Source organism: Microbacterium sp. 4R-513 (assembly GCF_011046485.1).
Taxonomy (GTDB): domain Bacteria; phylum Actinomycetota; class Actinomycetes; order Actinomycetales; family Microbacteriaceae; genus Microbacterium.
This window is the reverse complement of sequence record NZ_CP049256.1, coordinates 3,715,821-3,732,595: the sequence shown is the minus strand read 5'-3', so window position 1 is coordinate 3,732,595 and position 16,775 is coordinate 3,715,821. Positions and strand designations below refer to the sequence as shown.

Annotated in this window: 15 protein-coding genes; 13 read left to right on the top strand and 2 right to left on the bottom strand. The window is 70.4% G+C overall.

The features are described 5' to 3' along the window. Window positions 1-60: 60 nt before the first annotated feature. Window positions 61-1,287, bottom strand: a complete 1,227-nt coding sequence (locus G5T42_RS16685) for a LysM peptidoglycan-binding domain-containing protein (protein ID WP_241245875.1) — start codon at window positions 1,285-1,287, stop codon at window positions 61-63. Between the two features lie 231 nt (window positions 1,288-1,518). On the opposite strand from G5T42_RS16685, the gene G5T42_RS16680 reads away from it, so the two are divergent. Next, window positions 1,519-1,869, top strand: a complete 351-nt coding sequence (locus tag G5T42_RS16680; protein ID WP_206535667.1) for an Rv2175c family DNA-binding protein — start codon at window positions 1,519-1,521, stop codon at window positions 1,867-1,869. An 8-nt stretch (window positions 1,870-1,877) separates the two neighbouring features. On the opposite strand, the gene G5T42_RS16675 is transcribed toward G5T42_RS16680, so the two are convergent. Continuing rightward, window positions 1,878-2,972, bottom strand: a complete 1,095-nt coding sequence (locus G5T42_RS16675; RefSeq protein ID WP_165129871.1) for a polyprenyl synthetase family protein — start codon at window positions 2,970-2,972, stop codon at window positions 1,878-1,880. Window positions 2,973-3,037: 65 nt separating this feature from the next. On the opposite strand from G5T42_RS16675, the gene G5T42_RS16670 reads away from it, so the two are divergent. The 12 genes from G5T42_RS16670 (at window position 3,038) to G5T42_RS16615 (ending at window position 16,576) form a co-directional block, all read left to right on the top strand. Beyond that, window positions 3,038-3,406 carry a DUF3040 domain-containing protein gene (locus G5T42_RS16670; RefSeq protein ID WP_165129870.1) on the top strand — a complete coding sequence of 123 codons (369 nt, stop codon included), beginning with the start codon at window positions 3,038-3,040 and terminating at the stop codon, window positions 3,404-3,406. 230 nt (window positions 3,407-3,636) lie between these two features. Continuing rightward, window positions 3,637-4,068, top strand: a complete 432-nt coding sequence (gene mraZ / locus G5T42_RS16665; protein ID WP_165130299.1) for a division/cell wall cluster transcriptional repressor MraZ — start codon at window positions 3,637-3,639, stop codon at window positions 4,066-4,068. 110 nt (window positions 4,069-4,178) lie between these two features. Beyond that, window positions 4,179-5,144, top strand: coding sequence for a 16S rRNA (cytosine(1402)-N(4))-methyltransferase RsmH (rsmH, locus tag G5T42_RS16660; RefSeq protein WP_165129869.1), 966 nt, complete (start codon window positions 4,179-4,181; stop codon window positions 5,142-5,144). After that, window positions 5,141-5,755 (top strand): hypothetical protein, encoded by a 615-nt coding sequence (locus G5T42_RS16655; RefSeq protein WP_165129868.1) that lies wholly within the window; start codon window positions 5,141-5,143, stop codon window positions 5,753-5,755. The genes rsmH and G5T42_RS16655 overlap by 4 nt, the downstream gene beginning before the upstream one ends. 4 nt (window positions 5,756-5,759) lie before the next feature. Next, window positions 5,760-7,544, top strand: coding sequence for a penicillin-binding protein 2 (locus tag G5T42_RS16650; protein ID WP_165129867.1), 1,785 nt, complete (start codon window positions 5,760-5,762; stop codon window positions 7,542-7,544). 25 nt (window positions 7,545-7,569) lie between these two features. Beyond that, complete coding sequence (murF, locus tag G5T42_RS16645) at window positions 7,570-8,997, top strand: UDP-N-acetylmuramoyl-tripeptide--D-alanyl-D-alanine ligase (protein WP_165129866.1); 1,428 nt, start codon at window positions 7,570-7,572, stop codon at window positions 8,995-8,997. Beyond that, the gene (gene mraY / locus G5T42_RS16640) at window positions 8,994-10,103 is read left to right on the top strand and encodes a phospho-N-acetylmuramoyl-pentapeptide-transferase (protein WP_165129865.1); all 1,110 of its coding nucleotides are present in this window, start codon (window positions 8,994-8,996) and stop codon (window positions 10,101-10,103) included. Before murF ends, mraY begins: the two co-directional genes overlap by 4 nt. Continuing rightward, entirely contained in the window at window positions 10,100-11,650 is a 1,551-nt protein-coding gene (murD, locus tag G5T42_RS16635) for a UDP-N-acetylmuramoyl-L-alanine--D-glutamate ligase (RefSeq protein WP_165129864.1), read from the top strand. The genes mraY and murD overlap by 4 nt, the downstream gene beginning before the upstream one ends. Then, on the top strand, window positions 11,601-12,926 hold the full coding sequence (gene ftsW / locus G5T42_RS16630) for a putative lipid II flippase FtsW (protein ID WP_165129863.1): 1,326 nt from the start codon (window positions 11,601-11,603) through the stop codon (window positions 12,924-12,926). The genes murD and ftsW overlap by 50 nt, the downstream gene beginning before the upstream one ends. Beyond that, on the top strand, window positions 12,923-14,050 hold the full coding sequence (locus G5T42_RS16625) for a UDP-N-acetylglucosamine--N-acetylmuramyl-(pentapeptide) pyrophosphoryl-undecaprenol N-acetylglucosamine transferase (protein ID WP_165129862.1): 1,128 nt from the start codon (window positions 12,923-12,925) through the stop codon (window positions 14,048-14,050). The genes ftsW and G5T42_RS16625 overlap by 4 nt, the downstream gene beginning before the upstream one ends. A 62-nt stretch (window positions 14,051-14,112) precedes the next feature. Beyond that, the gene (murC, locus tag G5T42_RS16620; RefSeq protein ID WP_165129861.1) at window positions 14,113-15,516 is read left to right on the top strand and encodes a UDP-N-acetylmuramate--L-alanine ligase; all 1,404 of its coding nucleotides are present in this window, start codon (window positions 14,113-14,115) and stop codon (window positions 15,514-15,516) included. A 4-nt stretch (window positions 15,517-15,520) separates the two neighbouring features. After that, on the top strand, window positions 15,521-16,576 hold the full coding sequence (locus G5T42_RS16615) for an FtsQ-type POTRA domain-containing protein (RefSeq protein WP_165129860.1): 1,056 nt from the start codon (window positions 15,521-15,523) through the stop codon (window positions 16,574-16,576). The last annotated feature ends 199 nt before the right edge of the window (window positions 16,577-16,775 follow it).

Here is a 16,775-nt window from a genome sequence, read left to right as displayed (position 1 = left end):
CGGACGGCCGCCTGTGAGCCCGGGGAGCGGCTCACCCGGCCGAGACCGCTTCGTGACCCGTCATCCGTAGGTCGCCAGCCACGTCGTGGCGGCCAGCTCCCACCGGGCGTAGCGGTCCGGGTACGCGGAGATCTGCACCGCCTGGGCGGCCTGCGTGAAGGTCATGCCCTGCCAGCCGGGGATGTCGAGCAGCCCGCGGGTCGCGGGGCCGTTGGGATCGCTCGGGCCGCCGAAGAACGCCCGAGTCGACCGCGCCGGGTCGCTCACCTGCTCGACGGTGCCCCATCCCGTGCTCGGACGCTGCTGGAAGAGACCGACCGAATCGCGGTCTCCCCACGTGAGGTTGCGCAGCCATGACTCCTGCATCGCCGCGCCGAGCGCGATCGCGATGCCCCGGTCCGGCACCCCGAGCTCGCGTCCGATGCCGATGATGAGCCGCACGTTCGACTGCTGCTCGGCGTCGAGCGAGGGCACCGGCGCCTGGATCGGCGGAGCGGGCGCGGCCGGCGCGGATGCCGCCGGGGGAGCCGCCGGGGTTACGGCGGCCGCGGGCGCCATGCCTCCGGGGATGGCGACCTTCTGTCCGGGATAGATGATCGAGTTCCAGCCGAGGCCGTTCGCGGCGAAGAGGGCCTGCACCGTGATGCCGTGCCGACCGGCGATCCCGCTGAGGGTGTCGCCCTTCTGGATCGTGTACGTACCCGAAGGCGCAGGCGGCGCGATCGGCGCGGGCGCCGCGGGGGCAGCCGGCGCCGCCGGCGCTGAAGCGCCGGGGATGGTGAGCTTGTGGCCGGGGTAGATCACCGACGCCCAGCCGAGGCCGTTGGCCGCGAAGAGAGCCTGCACGCTGACCCCGTGCCTGGCCGCGATGGAGCTGAGGGTGTCGCCCTTCTGGACCGTGTACGTTCCCGCCGGCGCGGCGGGAGCCGCCGGTGCCGTCGGCGCAGGTGCTGCCGGCACGGTGCCCGTGAGCCGGAGCACCTGGCCGGGCCGGATGATCGACGCGCCGGTCAGGCCGTTGAGGGCCAGCACGTCGGCGGTGCGGAGTCCGTATCGGAGCGCGATGCCGAAGACGGTGTCGCCCTTCTGCACCGTATAGGTGTCGGGCACTGCCACGGCGGCGGGGGCCGTGCGGCCGACGACGACCCGCGATATCGGAGCCGCGGAGAGGGCGTGCGGCCGGAAGACCGTGCGCGTCTCGTGCTCCTGCTCGGTGGCAGCGGCGGGGCCGGCTGCCGTCGTCGCGCTGAGGACGAGGGCGATCGATCCGACGATGGACCCTGCCACCGTCCCGTGGGCCGAGGCGCCCCTCGACGTGGGCGGGGCAGTCGGCGTTCCGCGCCTCCGGTCGGTCGTATGGCGAGTACTGGGCTGTCGCACGAGTTTCCCCCCTCTGTGACCCACACAAGGTGTCACGGAAGTAAAGGACTGTCAACCAGTGGTGCGCGAGTGCCTACTGTTACCGGTGTGACAAAAGTGGCGGATACGGCCGGCCCGCGAGGATGAGATAGTGGGGTCGTGACCGCAGATCTGGCGCCTCGCATCGAAACCGATTGGCTTACCCTCCCCGAACTGGTCGACCTTCTGGGCGAACCGCTCGGACGCGTCCGTCGCCTGCTGGATGAGAATCACCTCATCGGCTCGCGCCGCGCCGGTGCTTTCAAGGTGCCGAGCGTGTTCATCGTCGACGGGCACCCGCTCGTCTCACTGCGTGGCACCGTCTTCGTCCTCCACGACGCCGGCTTCACCGACGATGAGGCGATCGACTGGCTCCTCAGCCCCGAGGAGTCGATCGGCGTCGCGCCGATCGAAGCCCTCCGCGCCGGTCGCAAGAGCGAGGTGCGGCGGGTCGCCCAGGCCCTCGCCTGACCGCGAGGTCAGGTGGTGCGGACCGTCGCCGCCCGCGAGAGGTCACGCAGCTCGCCGACCGCGGCGTTTCCGAGCCGCGCTCCTGACAGTGCCCGCTCCGCCGCCCGGGCGTAGTCCGCGATCAGCCCCTCGACCCGGTCCAGCGCGCCGGTGTCGACGATCGTGCGCTGGAGCGACGCGATCTGGCCCTCATCGAGGAGCGGGTCGCCGACGAGCTCGTCGACGATGCGTCGCGCGGAGCCGTCCAGCCGCTCGCGCGTGAACGCGATGAGCACGGTGCGCTTGCCCTCACGCAGATCGTCCCCAGAGGGCTTTCCGGTCTCGGCCTCGTCGCCGAACACGCCGAGCACGTCGTCGCGCAGCTGGAACGCCATGCCGAGCGGATGGCCGAAGGCCGCCAGGGCGGCCCGCTGCGCGGCATCCGCTCCCGCAAGGGCCGCTCCGATGGCGAGCGGCTGCTGCACGCTGTAGCGCGCGGACTTGTACGAGGCGACGCGCAGCGCGCGCTCGGCGTGCCGGTCATCGGCTTCGCTGCGGAAGGCCGACTCCTCGGCGATGTCGAGGAACTGGCCGATCGTGACGTCGCGTCGCATGGTGGCGTACTCCGCGCGAGCGGCGGCCGCGCGCGAGAAGGATGCCGCGGCCAAGCCCTCTTCGAGAAGGTCGTCGCTCCACGCCACGAGCAGATCGCCCAGCAGGATGGCGCCCGACCGGCCGAAGGCCGACGCGTCGCCGACCCAGCCGGATCGGCGGTGCGAGCCCTCGAGGGCTCGGTGCGCCGAGGGCCGCCCTCTGCGGGTGTCCGAGTTGTCGATGACGTCGTCGTGCACGAGCGCGGCCGCATGGAAGATCTCGAGCGAGGATGCCGCGGCCACGACCTCATCCGGGAGCCCGGCCGAGCCTCCGCCGGCCTCGGCGACGGCCCGGTATCCGGCGACGCAGAATCGCCCGCGAAGGCGCTTGCCGCCGGCCAGCGCGGTCGCCCCCGCATCGACGAGAAGAGCCGCTTCGGGACCCATCGCGGCGCTCGATTCGCGGACGCCTAAGACGAACGTGTCCAGTCGCTGGGAAATCGCCGCGACCGGGTCCGTGGAGGGTGACACGGGCCTAGCCTAGTGATCGAGCGCACGCGTAGAATCAACGCGTCTGAGACTTCAGAGGGGGATGCATGCCACTGTCCGAACAGGAGCAGCGTCTGCTCGATGAGATGGAACGCCATCTCATGCGCAACGACGCGGACGTCGTCAGCGCGCCCCGGGACGGCCGGAGCCTGAGCTACCGCAACATCGTCTACGGCACGATCCTCGTGCTGCTGGGCTTGGGCGGCCTCATCATCGGCGTCTCGACCGACCTGATCGTGGTCGGGGTCCTCGGCTTCGTCGTCATGCTCGGCGGCGTCGTCCTGGCCGTCACCCCGACGCGCGGGGTGGGGCGCATGCCGGCCGATCCCGACAAGCCCGCCAAGCCGGGCAAGTCGTCATCGTCGTTCATGGACCGCATGAACGACCGCTGGGACAAACGGCAGGAGGGGCACTGACCCCCTGACCGCCGATCCGGCACACCAGAGCACCGACCTTCGGGTCGGTGCTTTTTTGTTTCCCGGTCCACCCGCCGGCGATCTCGCATCCATCGCCCGCCGACGGCGGTCGCGTCGCATCGACACTCACAGCCGCTTCTCGGGGAGCGTCCGGGTGACAAAGTGGAGGACTGTGGAGTAACGTGGGGGCCACAACCCGTCGGGGGCCGGACGAAGGGGGTGAGGTGCCGATGCTTCTGGGCACGCACACTCCCAAGCTCGACGACAAGGGGCGCGTCATCCTTCCGTCGAAGTTCCGGGACGATCTCGGATCGGGCGTCGTCGTCACGCGAGGCCAGGAGCGCTGCCTCTACGTCTTCAGCACGGCGGAGTTCGAGCGGGTCTACGAGCGGATCCGTGAGGCGCCGCTCACGAACAAGCAGTCCCGCGACTTCCAGCGCATGTTCCTCTCGGGGGCGAGCGCCGAGAAGCCCGACAGCCAGAACCGCGTCACGATCCCGCCGCACCTCCGTGCGTACGCCGGACTCGAGCGCGACCTCGTGGTGACGGGGGTCGGCGCGCACGCCGAGATCTGGAACGCCGACGCGTGGAACGCGTACGCGGACAGCAACGAAGACAGCTACTCGGAGATGGAGCAGGAGGTGATCCCGGGCCTGTTCTGACCCTCGATCGTGACTCCCAGCCGCTCACGCCCTGACGCACTTCCCCGGTGTCAGGTCAGAGCGGATGGGGATCAGGATCGAGGGGCAGCGGCAGACAGGGCCCGCACGCCATGAACCTGCGCGACATCCACACTCCCGTCCTCCTCGAGCGCTGCGTCGAGCTGCTCGCTCCCGCCCTGGATCGCGAGGGCTCCGCGCCGCGGGTCCTCGTCGACGCGACGCTCGGCATGGGCGGCCACTCCGAGGCCTTCCTCGAGCGCTTCCCGGCCATCCGGCTCATCGGCCTCGACCGGGACCGGGATGCGCTGCGGATCGCGGGGGAGCGCCTGGCACCGTTCGGCGACCGAGTGTCGCTCGTCCACACCGTCTACGACGGGATCGCCGAGGCGGTCTCCTCCACCGGCCTCGACTCGGTGGATGGGATCCTCTTCGATCTCGGGGTCTCGTCGCTGCAGCTCGACGAGGCGGAGCGCGGCTTCGCGTACTCGAAGGACGCACCGCTCGACATGCGCATGGACCAGTCGGCCGGCATGACCGCCGCCGACGTGGTCGCGAACTACAGCGAGGGGCAGCTTCGTCGCATCTTCGAGCGCTACGGCGAGGAGAAGCTGTCGGGACGCTACGCCCGCGCCATCATCGACGCGCGCGGCCGGGCGCCGATCGAGCGGTCCGGCCAGCTCGTCGATGTGCTCGTCGCGGCGACCCCCTACGCGGCGCAGCGGACCGGACACCCGGCCAAGCGCGTCTTCCAGGCGCTGCGCATCGAGGTCAACAGCGAGCTCTCCGCGCTCGAAGCCGCGATCCCGGCAGCTCTCGACCTCCTGCCGGTGGGCGGCCGCATCGTCGTGATGTCGTATCAGTCGCTCGAGGACCGGCTCGTGAAGCGGGTGCTGGCGGATGCCGCGGCATCCACTGCGCCCGCGGGCCTTCCCGTCGAGCTCCCCGAACACGCCCCACGCTTCCGGCTGCTCGTCAAGGGCGCCGAACTCGCCTCGCCTGAAGAGATCGCCCGCAACCCGCGGGCAACGCCCGTGCGCCTGCGCGCGGCGGAACGGATCCGAGAGGCGGCCGCATGAGCCTGGCAGCGCAGACCAATCAGGCATCGGTCGCGCCCGCGCGCCGCGAGTCGCCCGGCCGCAGGCTGCGGGCCGTCGAGGCGCCGGCGCGCCGGCGGCGCCCTCGCGTCCTGTACGCGATCGTCGCCGTGGCGGGCGCCGTCGCCATCGGCGCGGCGCAGATGGCGCTGTCCATCCTCACGACCCAGGGGTCGTACCAGCTCGCGACCCTCACCAGCCAGCAGCGCGAGCTCAGCTGGCAGAAGCAGATGCTGTACGACGACGTCGCAGGGCTGAGCTCGCCGCAGTATCTGGCGGCCAACGCCTCCGCCCTGGGGATGGTGATCAACGAGTCTCCGAGCTATCTGCGGCTCAGCGACGGCGCGATCCTCGGTTCCAACCAGGTCGCGCTCGGCGCATCGTCCGTCGACGCGCTCAACCGGGCCGCCGTCGGCAACGCGCTCATCACCGACACCCCTCTGGTCACCGACCCCGACGCGACCATCCAGGGAGCGCCGCTCCCAGACCCCACCACCCTCGCTGACGGAATGACGGGCACCGACGGCACGACGCCGGTATCCAACACTCCGCCACCCCTGACCGACGGACTTCCCACCCCGAGCACACACTGAGACCATGACCACGAGAAGCACCCGCAGCCCGCGCCGTCGAACCGTGGTCGCCCTGGCCGTCGTCCTCGCCGTCCTCGCCGGATTCATCGTCCGCCTCGTCGACATCCAGGTGGTGAGTGCCCGGGAGCACATCGCCGACTCCAAGTCGATCGCGCTCGGCGGCTCCCGCCCGCTCTACGGCACGCGGGGCTCGATCGTCGACGAGTCGGGTCAGACGCTGGCCGGAAGCATCCTGCTCTACGACGCGCAGCTCGACCCCTCGACCGTGGGACCCGTCGAGCGCAAGGCTGTGGACGGCAAGACCGAGGAGGTGCCCTGGCCCGCGGTCGCTGCCGAGATCGGCGCCATCACGGGTCAGACGGCCGAAGAGGTGCAGAAGGTCGTCGCCGACGCGAAGGCCGCCGACCCCGACTCCCAGTACGCGCAGCTTCAGCGCGGTCTCACGACCGAGCAGTACCGATCGCTCGCGGCGCTGAAGATCCCGTACCTCTATTTCGACCAGCACCCGTCGCGCATGTACCCCGACGGCGCAGTGGCCGGGAACCTGGTGGGCTACACCGGCATCGACGGCGAGGCGCTCGGCGGTCTGGAGCAGACCGAGAACGACTGCCTCTCGGCGACCAACGGCTCGGCGACGTATGAGAAGGGCAAGGACGGCGTCATCATCCCCGGCACCGAGGTGCGGACGCCGGCCGTGGACGGCGGCACGCTGCAGCTGACGATCAACCGCGACCTGCAGTGGTACCTGCAGCAGCTGATCGCCGAGCAGGTGCAGGACATGGGGGCCCTCTCGGGCACGATCACCGTCGTCGAGGCGAAGACCGGAAAGATCCGCGGCGCCGCCGACTATCCGACGCTCGACCCGAACGACGTGGACGCGTCCGACCCGAACGACCGCGGGAGCCGGATCTTCATCAACTCGTTCGAGCCGGGCTCGACGTTCAAGCCCCTCACGGCGGCGACCCTCATCGAGGCGGGCGGACAGACGCCGGCGTCCACGGTCACGGCCGCGGGCAAGGAGACCTTCCCCAACGGCGCCCGCGTGGGCGACTCGTTCAACCACCCGCAGTACACCTACACTCTCGCGGGCGTGCTCATCGACTCTTCGAACGTCGGGATCTCGAAGTTCGCCGAGCGCGTGAGCCCGCAGATCCGCTACGACTACCTCAAGAAGTTCGGCATCGGCGAGGGGAGCGACATCCCCTTCAACGGACAGCCGACCGGCGACCTGCGCACGCCCGACAAGTGGGACAACCAGAGCTTCTACAACATCGCCTTCGGCCAGGGCGTCTCCACGACGATCCCCGAGCTCATGGGCGCTTACCAGGCGCTCGCCAACGACGGCGTCAAGATCCCGCTCTCGCTCGTCGAGTCGTGCACGAAGGCGGACGGCAGCGTCGTCAAGCCCGACACCTCCAAGACCACGCGGGTCGTGAGCGAGTCGACCGCCGTCCAGGTGCAGCAGATGATGGAGAACGTCGCGATCCAGAGCACGCTGTCGGACCAGGTCGCGATCGCCGGGTACAACGTCGCCGACAAGACGGGCACCGGCGAGAAGACCGACGGCAACGGCCACTACAAGAGCGGCGTCTACTTCACCACGATGATCGGCTTCGCACCCGCTGAGGACCCGCAGTACATCGTCGCGGTGACGCTCGACGAGCCGACTCGGATAAAGTCGTCGGGTGCCAACGCGTCCGCATGGCAGAAGGCGATGACCCAGGTGCTCAAGACGTACCGCGTCATGCCGTCCACCCAGGCGCCGACCCTGTTGCCCAAATTCGGGTGACGGCGGTCCGACCAGCACCCACACCATGATCGACCTGACTCTCACGCAGCTTTCGCACGCCGTATCCGGCGAACTCCACCTCTCCGCCGACCACACCCCCGACACGATCGTCTCCGGTGTCGTCGACACCGATTCGCGGCTCATGGAGCCCGGCGGCATCTTCGTCGCCAAGCCCGGCGAGGTGACCGACGGGCACCTCTTCGTCCCGGCCGCCGTCGACAAGGGCGCCGTCGTCGCGATCGTGGAGCGTCGGGTCGAGGCATCCGTCACCCAGATCGTCGTGCGCGATGTCGTCACGGCTCTCGCCGACCTCGCCCGCGAGGTGGTCGCGCGCGTTCGCGCGGACGGCGACCTGCGGATCGTCGGCATCACGGGGTCCAACGGCAAGACGACGACGAAGAACATGCTCGCCCGGATCCTGGAGGACGAGGGCGAGACCGTCGCACCGCGCGCCTCGTTCAACAACGAGGTCGGCGCGCCCCTCACCATGCTGCGGGTGACCCGCTCGACGCGCTTCCTCGTGAGCGAGTTCGGCGCGAGCGGACCGGGCGAGATCGCCCGCCTCGCGGGCCTCGTGAACCCCGACATCGGCGTCGTCCTCATGGTCGGGATGGCCCACGCGGGAGGCTTCGGGGGCATCGAGTCGACCCTCCACGAGAAGTCGCAGCTCATCCGCGCCGTGCGCGAGGGCGGCCTCGCCGTCCTCAACGCCGACGATGCGCGCGTCGCGACGATGGCGGCGATCGCGGGGGAGAGGGATGCCTCGGTCCGCTGGTTCGGGCGAGGCGCCGGCGTGAACGGCGCGGCCGTCGACGTGCGTGCCGACGACGTCGAAGTGACGGCATCCGGAACCCGCTCCATCGTCACAGCGGACGGAGTGAGCGCTCGCTTGCACCTCCGCGTGCTCGGCGAGCATCACGTCATGAACGCCCTCGCCGCGATCGCGGCGGCGACCGCGCTGGGCGTGACTTTCGAGGACGCCGTCGCGCGTCTCGAGACGCTCGAGCTCGCGGAGCGCTGGCGCATGCAGCCGCTCGGCTCCGAGCGCGTGCGCATCATCAACGACGCCTACAACGCGAGCCCCGACTCGATGTCGGCCGCGCTGCGCACGCTCGCGCAGATCACCGGTCCGGACGAGCGCATGGTCGCCGTCCTCGGCGCGATGAGCGAGCTGGGCGAGTACGCGGGCGAGGAGCACGACCGCGTCGGTCTGCAGGCCGTCCGCCTCGGCGTCAAGCGCATCGTCGTCGTGGGCCGCGAGGCTCGCCGCCTCTTCCTCGCCGCCGTCGGCGAAGGATCGTGGGACGACGAGGCGGTCTTCTTCGCGACGGCGGACGAGGCGTACGACTACCTGATGACCGAGCTGCGCGACGGTGACCGCGTGCTGGTGAAGTCGTCCAACTCCGCGGGCCTGAGGTTCCTCGGCGATCGTCTGGGAGAATCGTTCTCGTGAGATCCCTTCTGACCGCGACGGCGATCTCGCTGGCCTTCACTCTCTTCCTGACGCCCGTCTTCATCCGGCTCTTCCGCCGGTGGGGCTGGGGCCAGATCATCCGCACGCCCGAGGACGGCAACATCCCGCCGCACGAGGCGAAGCGCGGAACGCCCACGATGGGCGGCGTCATCTTCATCGCTGGCACGCTGCTCGGCTACTTCATCGGCACGTACGCGGGGAACTTCCCGCCGACGCTCTCGGGCATCCTCGTCCTCTGGATGATGGTGGGCTTCGGCGTCGTCGGTTTCATCGACGACTACATGAAGCTGCACCGGCAGCGGAGCCTCGGCCTGACCGGGTGGCGCAAGATCCTCGGCCAGGTCATCGTCATCGTGCCGTGGGCGATCGTCTCGCTGAGCTTCGCGAACCCGGCCGGCCAGACGCCGGCCTCGCCCTACGTCTCGTTCTTCCGCGACATCCCCGTTCTGTCGTTCATGGCGCTCGGGCTCGTCGTCGGCTGGATCCTCTACATCATCTGGATCACCTTCATCGGGGTCGCGTGGTCGAACAGCACGAACGTGACGGACGGCCTCGACGGGCTCGCGGCCGGCTCGGGCATCTTCACGATCGCCGCCATGAGCCTCATCACGTTCTGGCAGTTCAAGCAGCGCTGCGTCGCGGTCGATCTCGTGCCGAGCTATCAGACCGCGTGTTACGGCACGCGCGATCCGCTCGATCTAACGATCGTCGCGGCCGCGTTCGTCGGAGCGCTCGTCGGGTTCCTGTGGTGGAACGCGCCGAGGGCGCAGATCTTCATGGGCGACGTGGGCTCGATGGCGATCGGCGGCGTCATCGCGGCGATGTCGATCCTGTCGCGCACCGAGATCCTCGCGGTCATCGTCGCCGGCGTCTTCATCATCGGCCCCGGCTCGGTGATCCTGCAGCGGTACTACTTCAAGCTCACGCGCGGCAAACGCCTGTTCCTCATGAGCCCCTTCCACCATCACCTCGAGATGCGCGGCTGGCCGGAGACCACGATCGTCATCCGGATGTGGATCATCGCCGGGATGCTCGCGATCACCGGCATCGGGGCGTTCTACGTCGAATGGCTCGCCCGCACATGAGCTCCGAGCGTCTCGACTCCCTGATCAGCTGGAACGCCGACTGGAAGGGCCTCCGCGCTGCCGTCCTCGGCCTGTCGGTCACCGGCTTCTCGGTCGCCGACACGCTCGCGGAGCTCGGCGCAGAAGTGCTCGTCGTGACCGAGAAGGCCGACGAGGAGTACGAGCGCCTCCTCCCCGTCATCGGAGCGCGCCTGTGGACGGGCCCCCTCGACACCGTGCCCCCCGAGCTCTCGGAGTTCGCCCCCGACGTCGTCATCGCCTCGCCCGGCTTCGCCCCGCAGCATCCCGTGGTCTCGTGGGCCCGCGAGTCGGGCATCGGGCTATGGGGAGACGTCGAGCTCGCGTGGCGCGTGCGCGACAAGGTCGTGCGCCCCGACGGGCGCCCCGCCGACTGGATCCTCATCACCGGGACCAACGGGAAGACGACGACGACACGCCTCACGGCGACGATGCTCGTGGCCGGCGGTCTTCGCGCCGCACCCGTCGGCAACATCGGCACGCCGGTCCTCGACGCCGTGCGCGATCCGGAGGGCTTCGACGCACTCGTCGTCGAGCTGTCGAGTCACCAGCTCTGGTACCTCGGCCTGCAGTCGGGTCCCGACCCCGTGTCGCCGCACGCCGCCGTGTGCCTCAACCTCGCCGACGACCACCTCGAGTGGCACGGCTCGTTCGAGGCGTACCGCGATGCGAAGGCCCATGTCTACGACAACACGCGCGTCGCGTGCGTCTACAACAAGGCGGATGCCGCGACCAAGGCGATGGTCGAGGATGCCGATGTCGTCGAGGGCGCCCGGGCGATCGGATTCGATCTCGGGGTGCCCGGGCCCAGCGACTTCGGCGTCGTCGAGGGGATCCTCGTCGACCGGGCCTTCCACGAGGAGCGCCGCACCAGCGCGCTCGAACTGACGACGGTCGCCGAGCTGCGGGAGCACGGACTCGCGGCCCCGCACGTCGTGGCCAACATCCTCGCTGCGAGCGCGCTCGCGCGCTCGCTCGACGTGGAGCCCGCGGCGATCCGCGACGCGCTGCGCACCTTCCGCCTGGATCCCCACCGCATCGAGGTCGTCGCCGTGGCGGAGGGTGTCACGTGGGTCGACGACTCCAAGGCGACGAACCCGCACGCCGCGGCATCCTCGCTCGCCGCCTTCCCGGGCGCGGTGTGGGTCGTCGGGGGCCTTCTCAAGGGCGTCGACATCTCCGACCTCGTCGCCGATCGCGGCGCCCGCTCGCGGGCGGCGATCGTCATCGGCGTCGACCGCGAGCACGTGATCGCGGCGTTCTCGCGACACGCGCCCGAGGTGCCCGTGTTCGAGGTGGACGCCGATGAGACTGAAGACGTCATGGCGAGGGTCGTCGAACTGGCGGCCGGGATCGCACGTGACGGGGACGTCGTGCTGCTCGCCCCCGCCGCGGCATCCTTCGACCAGTTCTCGTCCTATGCCGACCGGGGTCGCCGATTCGCTGCGGCCGTGAACGACCGGATCGCGAGGGGGGCCGATGGCGAGCACGACGACGACACCGACCCGACCGGCGGCGAAGAGGCCTGACGCCACCGCCGCCACATCGTCGGCCGGAACCGCTTCGCGGCCGGACACGGAAGCCGTCAAGAGCAGACGGGGGCTCGCCGCCCGCGTGCATCTCGGCAAGGTCTTCGCCCCCGTGCCGAGCGAGTTCCTGCTCATCACGTCGACGGCGCTCATGCTCACGGGCTTCGGGCTCGTCATGATCCTGTCGGCGACCTCGGCGACGGCCACCGCCCGGGGCGAGGCGCCCTACGAGGCGGTGCTCAAGCAGGCGGTCTTCGCCCTCATCGGCATCCCGCTCATGCTCATCGCGAGCCGCCTTCCCATCCAGTTCTGGAAGCGCGCGGCGTGGCCGGCCCTCATCTTCGCGCTGCTCTTCCAGATGCTCGTCTTCACGCCCCTCGGCGTGGAAGCCAACGGAAACCGCAACTGGATCTCGATCGGCGGCGTGCAGGCCCAGCCCGCAGAGTTCCTCAAACTCGCGCTCGCGCTGTGGATCGGCTACGTGCTGTTCCGCAAGCGGACGCTCCTGGGGTCGTGGACGCACGTCTTCATCCCGCTCGTCCCGGTGACGCTCCTCGTGCTCGCCGCGGTCATGGCCGGCGACGACATGGGCACCGCCATGGTCATCGCCCTCGTCGCCCTCGGCGCGCTGTTCTTCTCGGGCGTCAAGCTCCGCATCTTCATCCTCCCGCTCCTGCTCGGGATCGTCGGGGCCGCGGCATTCGCCGTGACGAGCCCCAACCGCATGCACCGCATCATGAGCTTCCTCGATGCGAACTGCCTCGCGGATTACTTCAACTCCTGCTACCAGCCGCTCCACGGCATCTGGGGCCTCGCGGGCGGCGGCATCTTCGGGCTCGGCCTCGGCAACTCCAAGGAGAAGTACGACTGGCTCCCCGCGGCAGCGAACGACTACATCTTCGCCATCGTCGGCGAGGAGCTCGGGCTCATCGGGTGCATCGTCGTGCTGGGGCTGTTCGCGCTCTTCGCCGTCGGCGCGTTCCACATCGTGCGCAAGACCGACGACCCGTTCGTCCGCATCGTCGCGGGTGCCATCACGGTGTGGATCGTCGGCCAGGCGCTCATCAACATCGGCGTCGTCCTCCGGGTCTTCCCCGTGCTGGGCGTCCCGCTGCCGTTCATGTCGCAGGGAGGCACCTCGCTCCTCTCCGTGCTCGTCGCCTGCGGGGTGCTCCTGTCGTTCGCCCGGACGCTCCCGGTGGCGACCGCGCAGCGCCGGGGCCAGGCATCCCGAGCACGAGCCCCCCGCGCGGCTCGTGCGAAGATTCCAGGGTGACGGATGGCGCGACCGACGGTGGAACGAACGAAGAGCTCGATCGGACCGGAGGCCGCACCTACCTCCTCGCCGGAGGCGGTACCGCCGGCCACGTCAATCCGCTCCTCGCCGTCGCCGACGCTCTGAGGGAGCGGGAGCCCGACGCCGAAGTGCTCGTCCTCGGAACGCGCGAGGGGCTCGAGGCGCGCCTCGTCCCACTCCGCGGGTACGAGCTCCTCATCGTGGACAAGGTCCCGTTCCCGCGACGGCCGAATCGGGATGCGGCGGCCTTCCCGAACCGGTTCCGCCGGGCGATCGCGCAGGTGCGCCGGCAGGTGAAGGAGCGCCGCGTCGACGTCGTCGTCGGCTTCGGCGGCTACGCGTCGGCGCCTGCCTATGTCGCGGCGCGGCGTGAGGGGATTCCGTTCGTGGTGCACGAGGCGAATGCCCGGCCGGGGCTCGCCAACGTCCTCGGCGCACGGCGGGCGGCCGGAGTCGGTGTCGCGTTCGAGGGGACGCCGCTCACGCGCGGCCGCGTGGTGGGGATGCCGCTGCGCCGCGAGATCGTCGCGCTCGACCGCGATGCGCACCGAGCCGAGGCCGGCGCGCACTTCGGTCTCGATGCGGGGCGTCCCACGCTGCTCGTGTTCGGGGGATCGCTCGGCGCCCAGCGCCTCAACGACGCCTTCGGCGGGGCGTGGCAGGACGTGCTCGACGCGGGCTGGCAGCTGCTCCACGTGACGGGGGAGAAGTCGCAGCTCGCCGATCCCGGAGTCGAGGGGTATTCGTTGCAGCGCTACGTCGACCGCATGGATCTGGCGTTCTCGCTCGCCGACTTCATCGTGTCGCGCGCCGGGGCGGCCACCGTGAGCGAGATCAGCGCCCTCGGCATCCCGGCCGCATACGTGCCGTACGCCGTCGGCAACGGCGAGCAGGCGCTCAACGCCGGGTCCGCGGTCCGGGCGGGCGCCGCGATCCTCATCCCCGACGCCGAGTTCACGCCCGACCGGGTGCGGAGCGAGGTCGTCCCGCTGCTCGCCGATGCGGCTCGACGCGAACGGATGGCGCGGGCCGCGGCATCCGTCGGCACACGATCGGGAACCGAGAACGTCGTCGCGATGATCGACGAGGCGCTCGGGCGCTGAGAAGGCGGCGCGCGGGCCGCCGGACCGCCCGGCCGTCGACGCCGACCTAGGATTGACGGGTCATGATCAGACCCGACCTGAGCCTCCCCATTCCCGAGAACATCGAGGCCGCGCACTTCATCGGAATCGGCGGCTCCGGGATGTCGGGCCTGGCCCGTATGTTCCTCGAGCGGGGCATCCGCGTGTCCGGCTCCGACCGCGCCGACAGCCCCGTGCTGCGCGAGCTGGCGGCCCAAGGGGCGACCGTGCACGTCGGGCACGATGCCGCGAACCTCGCCGACGACGTCGACACCGTCGTCCACACCGGCGCGATCTGGCCCGAGAACCCCGAGTTCGTGCTCGCCAAGCAGCGCGGGCTGCACGTCATCCACCGTTCGCAGGCGCTCTACTGGCTCATCGGCGGACGCCGGCTCGTCTCCGTCGCGGGCGCTCACGGCAAGACGACCTCGACGGGCATGATCGTGACGGCGCTCAAGAGCCTCGACACCGAGCCCACCTTCGTCAGCGGCGGCATCGTCGCCGACCTGGGCGTCTCGAGCGGCACCGGCACCGATGAGCTCTTCGTGATCGAGGCCGACGAGTCCGACGGCACGTTCCTCCTCTACGACACCTCGATCGCATTCATCACGAACGTCGACCCCGATCATCTGGACCACTGGGGATCGGACGACGCGTTCTACGAGGGGTTCGCGAAGTTCGCCGACGAGGCTCGCGAGGCCGTCGTCATCTCGGCCGACGATCCGGGCGCGCGCCGCGTGGCCGCCGCGATCAGGCATCCGCACGTCGTGACGTTCGGGACCACGGATGCCGCGGACGTCCGCATCTCGGACATCCGCACCGCCGGTCCCGTCGCCTTCACGATCACCTACCGGGGCGAGTCGGTCGACGCGCGGCTGCAGATCCCCGGAGAGCACAACGCGATCAACGCGGCCGGAGTCGTCGCGGTGCTCCTCACGCTCGGCTTCGACCTCGCGGCATCCGTCGGCGCGGTCGAGGAGTTCGCCGGGACCGTGCGCCGCTTCGAGCTGCACGGCGTCGCCCGTGGGGTCAGCGTCTACGACGATTACGCGCACCACCCGACGGAGGTCGCCGCCGCCCTAAGCGCCGCGCGCACGGTGGTCGGCGATGGAAGGATCATCGCGCTCCACCAGCCGCACACCTACTCGCGGACGCAGCACATGTATCGCGAGTTCGCCGAGGTGCTCGAGGGCCTCGCCGATCACACTGTCGTGCTCGACGTCTACGGCGCGCGGGAGGACCCCATCCCTGGCGTGACCGGCGAGCTCGTCAGCGGGGCGTTCCACGACCCGTCGCACGTGCACTTCGTCGCGGACTGGGACTCGGCTGCGCAGTACACCGCTTCCGTCGCGCGCGACGGCGACTTCGTCATCACGCTCGGCTGCGGGAACGTCTACCAGATCATCCCGCAGGTGCTCGACTCGCTCACGCGGACGCCCGGGGAGTGACCGGATGCGCCGGCCCTCACCGCTCCCGCCGACCGCGCGTCCTCCCGCCGATGAGCGCGCGGCGGGGGAGACGTCCGAGCCTGCGACAGGAGCGCGGGTCGCGCCCGGAGCGGTGCCGGTCGACGCGTCGCGCGAACTCCGCGCCGAGACGTTCGAGCCCGCCCCCGGGGTGACGATCTCGCGCCCGGATGAGGCGCTGCTCGCGCCCGTCATCCCGCTTCAGGCACCCGGCGAGACGGCCGGAGGCGAGGATGAGCCGCCCATCGACGGTGAGTCGGGCCAAGGCGGCGCCACGCCGATCGGAGTTCGCGATGTGTGGCGAGCGGCGCGGGCACGCCGCAAGGCGCTGCGCGCCGAGGTGCGTCGCTTCACCGTGCGGCAGCGCCGCCGGCGCATGATCTGGATCGGGGTCGCGGCATCCCTCCTGCTTCTCGTCCTGACGACGCTCGCCGCCGCCTACAGCCCGCTGTTCGCGGTCGAGAAGGTGCGGGTCGTGGGCACCTCGCTGCTCGATGCCGGTGCCGTCGAGGACGCCCTCGACGACCAGCTCGGAACCCCGCTCCCGCTCGTCGACGAGAGCGCCGTGAAGGCCGCGCTCATCGCGTTCCCCCTCGTGCAGTCGTACTCGCTCGAGGCCCGGCCTCCGCACGAGCTCGTCGTCCGTATCGTCGAGCGCCTGCCCATCGGGCTGCTGGAGACCGACGCGGGGTTCACCCTCGTCGACGCGGCAGGCGTCGCACTCTCGACGACCGAGAGTCCCGCACCCGGCCGCCCGCTGCTGTCGATCCAGGGCGGCACGACGTCGTCCGCCTTCGACGCCGTGGGAGAGGTCATGCGCGCCTTGCCCGCGACGATCCGCGACCAGGTCACGGCGGTCTCGGCATCCACCCCCGACGACGTCACCCTGACCCTCGGCGGCACCGACACGCAGGTGATCTGGGGCAGCGCCGATGAGTCGGCGATGAAGGCCCTGGTCCTCGAGAAGGTCATGCAATCCCGCCCGCCCGAGTCGGTCACGGCGTACGACGTGTCGTCGCCGCGGGCGGTCGTCGTTCGCTGACGACCCGCCCTCGCACCCCCTCCGGGCGCGGAGAGCGTCTCGCCTTCGCATCGCGCGACGGATCCGGACGGGGATGTCGCGACACGCCCACGCGGAGGCGGGTGTGGCCGGACCCGCCGCTTACCTTCGAACTCGAGGAATTGCATACCGAGCAATTCTTTACACCTCTACTAGAGGTTTAAGGTTTCAGGTTCGGGAA